Annotated in this window: 1 protein-coding gene and 1 pseudogene; both read left to right on the top strand. The window is 48.7% G+C overall.

The window, feature by feature from the left end; translation table 11 throughout:
- Positions 1 to 216: pseudogene (locus JGK16_RS32335) on the top strand (calcium-binding protein); the annotation flags it as partial.
- A gap of 820 nt (positions 217 to 1,036) precedes the next feature.
- Positions 1,037 to 3,535: DUF4347 domain-containing protein (locus tag JGK16_RS32330; protein ID WP_293193965.1), on the top strand; the 2,499-nt coding region annotated here is incomplete at its 3' end.

The raw sequence follows: 3,535 nt of genomic DNA, 5'->3' as shown, positions 1-3,535 counted from the left end.
CTAAATCAAAGTTTGGGTAGTGACATCATTACTGATTTCCGCAAGGGCGAGGATTTAATTGGGTTGGCTCCCGGTTTGAGTTTCAATCAACTCAGCATTGCGTCTAGCAGCAATCAAACTTTGATTAGCGTGACGGGTAGCAATCAATTGTTAGCGAAGCTTAACGGTGTACCCGGTACTCTCAGCGCTGGCGATTTCACTCAGGTAACAATCTAACTGCCTCTGGTAGGGTGCGCGACGCGCACCTTACTATCGGCAAAACATCGGGTAGGGTGCCCGGCGGGCTGAATGTTTTGACTAAAGACTGAGGATTTCCTCCCGCTGGGTACCCTACTGTTAGTTACTGGAATTTCGGATTTTTTGGGAACTTTTCGCGATCGGCAAATACCTCAAATTGACAGACCTTGAGAGCAGATTTTAGGGTTTTAGGTCAATCAGTAATTTGGAACCGCAGCAGCTCTTCTCTGGATTGACATTACATCCTCTGCGGTTAATTGAAATCGGGTGAATCTAGTTTTTGAAGAGGGCGAAGCATGACCGCATATAAGTTATTAGTTATAATCTCATATTGACTGCGGTCATGCTTCGCCCCTACACAGATATTTGCGAAACCCAGATGCACCCATTGAAATCAAAGCAATCGCCACATAGCAATAATTCTGTCTGAATGTATTTTTCTGATTTAAATCATGGAGAAAAACCAGAAATTCTCTTGATTCTAGTTCCCCCATGCTTTCACGAAGTTTTTTAGCAATCCGGGGGTTTTCAGAATGTATATTTTACCAGAAATAATTGGCTGAAAGTCTCTACATTTGAGGAAGCAATTAAAGTCAGACTATTCATTAATCCAATCCTCTTCATTATAGGTAGAGGTCGCTCTCAAACTGTCAACTGTCAACTGTCAACTGTCAACTAAGAGGGCTCTCACGGGGGCACTGCCCCTACAACTGTCAACTGTCAACTGTCAACTGTCAACTGTTGAAGGACTTCAAGGTCATTTACCAGCAAATAGCAAACATCATCATGGGTATGAAAAATGAACTCAACTTTTACCAGTATTGATTCACAGTCTGTTCTCGGCAATTCTCGTCCTAAATCTCTTGTCTTCATTGACTCGGACTTAGATGACTATCAAACTTTGGCGGGCGGCGCGATCGCAAATTCTGAGACAATCATTTTAGATAAAAATAGCAACGGAGTCGAGCAAATTACTGCGAAACTGCAAACCATTGCTGCTGCGGGGGGAACTGTAGACCAAGTTCACATTTTTTCTCACGGGAATTCTGGCAGTTTGCAGCTAGGTTCGGCGACGCTGAATTCGGATAATTTGCCGCAGTATGCAAGCCAGTTGGAAGGGTGGCGCACGGCATTGAGCGATCGCGCTGATATCATGCTTTACGGTTGCGATGTGGCGGCGGGTGATGGGGCTAATTTTGTCGATCGCCTTTCGGAGTTAACCGGGGCTGATATTGCGGCATCTAGCGATCGCACTGGCCGCGGTGGTAACTGGAATTTGGAGTTTACCAAGGGTGATATTGAAGCACCCATTGCCTTGACTCCAGAAGCAATGGCGGATTACCAAGGGACTTTAGCCACTGTTACCGTTACCAACACTAATGATAGCGGGGCCGGTTCATTGAGAAGCGCGATCGCCTCCGCAGCAGCCGGCGATATTATTCAATTTGCCTCCTCTCTGGCCAATCAAAAAATTACCCTCACTTCCGGTCAACTTGTCATCAACAAAAACTTGACAATTGATGCAAGTGCTGCTAGCAATTTAACCATCAGTGGCAACAACACTTCGCGGGTAATCCTCACCGAAGGTTCCACCAATGTTACTCTAAAAAACCTGATTGTTGCCGACGGCAAAGTTTCGGGAACCGATCCGAATAATGAGGCGACTAGCAGCGGCGGCGGCATTCAAACTGGCGGTAACAGCACTTTAACTTTAGAAAATTGCCAAGTCAACAATAATGTTGCCGGTTTCGGCGGTGGCGTTTACACGGGTTTCCGCAGCACCACAACAGTAATTAACAGCAAGTTTAGCGGCAATGACGGTTCTTTGGCTAGCAATACCGAACGCGGCGGCGGGGCGATCGCCACTAAAAGCGGCGGTGTTCTGAATATCAGAGATAGCGAATTTACCAACAACAAAGGCAGCTACGGCGGGGCTGTGAATAACCTGTTGGGCAGCATGACGATCGAAAACTCGAAATTCACTGGCAACCGCACAGATAAAGGCGTTGGCGGGGCAGTTTACGTCGATGGCGCTAATGCTTCTGGCCCCAATGCAACACCAGGCCCTACTCCTGGCAACATTATCATCCGAGGCAGCACTTTTGACGGCAATATCGGGACAGGAGAAGGAGGTGGAGCCTTTTTGTTTGGTTATAACCAAGACAAAGTAGTTTTGGAAAATAGCACTTTCATTAACAACAAGGCTATCAAAAATGCAGCGGGTCAGGGAGGTTCTGGTGGTGGAGTTCGCCACGGAAATGTAGATTTGACAGTGACAAATACCACCTTTGCCAACAACACAGCCGATGATAACGGTGGTGGCTTGTGGCTGGGAGAAGAGGGTAATATCAACATTGTCAATAGTACATTTTCCGGCAATACGGCTGCTAAACAAGGCGGTGGAATAGTTGTCGGTAACAAAGATGCCTTTTCGACTAACATCGTCAATTCGACTTTTGCCAAAAACACCGCTGGAGAGTTTTCGGGAGGTATTGCAACTTTTGGAAATCAGCCAATTACTGTCAAGAATTCGATTTTTGATAGCAACACGGCTGGGAATCCTTTTAAAGTTAAATTCCAAACTGGAAGAGAACTAATTGATGGCGGGAATAATCTTCAGTTTCCCGCTAAACTTACGACAGGCGATCCTAACGACAATAACGCTACGGCAAAGGTGACGATCGCAGATCCGAAACTCGGCCCTTTGCAAAATATTAACGGCGCTTTCGTGCTGCCGCTGCTAGCCGGAAGCCCCGCCATTGACACAGGTACAGGTGCAGGCGCGCCAGCTAAGGATCAGCGCGGTGTGACTCGCCCCCAAGATGGTGATGGTAACGGCAGTGCGATCGTCGATATCGGCGCTTTTGAATTCACAACGACAGCCACGCCGACTCCTACACCAACTCCGACACCTACACCCGCCCCAACTCCGACACCCGCACCAACTCCGACTCCGACACCCACACCCGCCCCAACTCCGACACCCGCACCAACTCCGACTCCGACACCCACACCTGCGCCCACGCCGACACCGGCACCAACTCCAACTCCGACACCCACACCCGCCCCCACGCCGACACCGGCACCAACTCCGACTCCGATACCGGGCACAGATAATTGTTTGCTCGATGGCGTCAGCGCCCCGGAATTAAACTCTGCTACCATCACCCCCAACCCCGTCCAAAACACTCTCAATGGCGGTAACAATGCCGATTTCATCATGGGCAGCAGCATCCCCGAGTCGATTAACGGACTGGGTGGCAACGACACTATCTACGGACTTGGCGGCAATGACAAC

Origin of the sequence: Microcoleus sp. PH2017_09_SFU_O_A, assembly GCF_020738625.1 — a bacterium.
GTDB lineage: Bacteria > Cyanobacteriota > Cyanobacteriia > Cyanobacteriales > Microcoleaceae > Microcoleus.
Note: the sequence above shows the minus strand (reverse complement) of the source record. Positions and strands in the feature narration are given on the sequence as shown.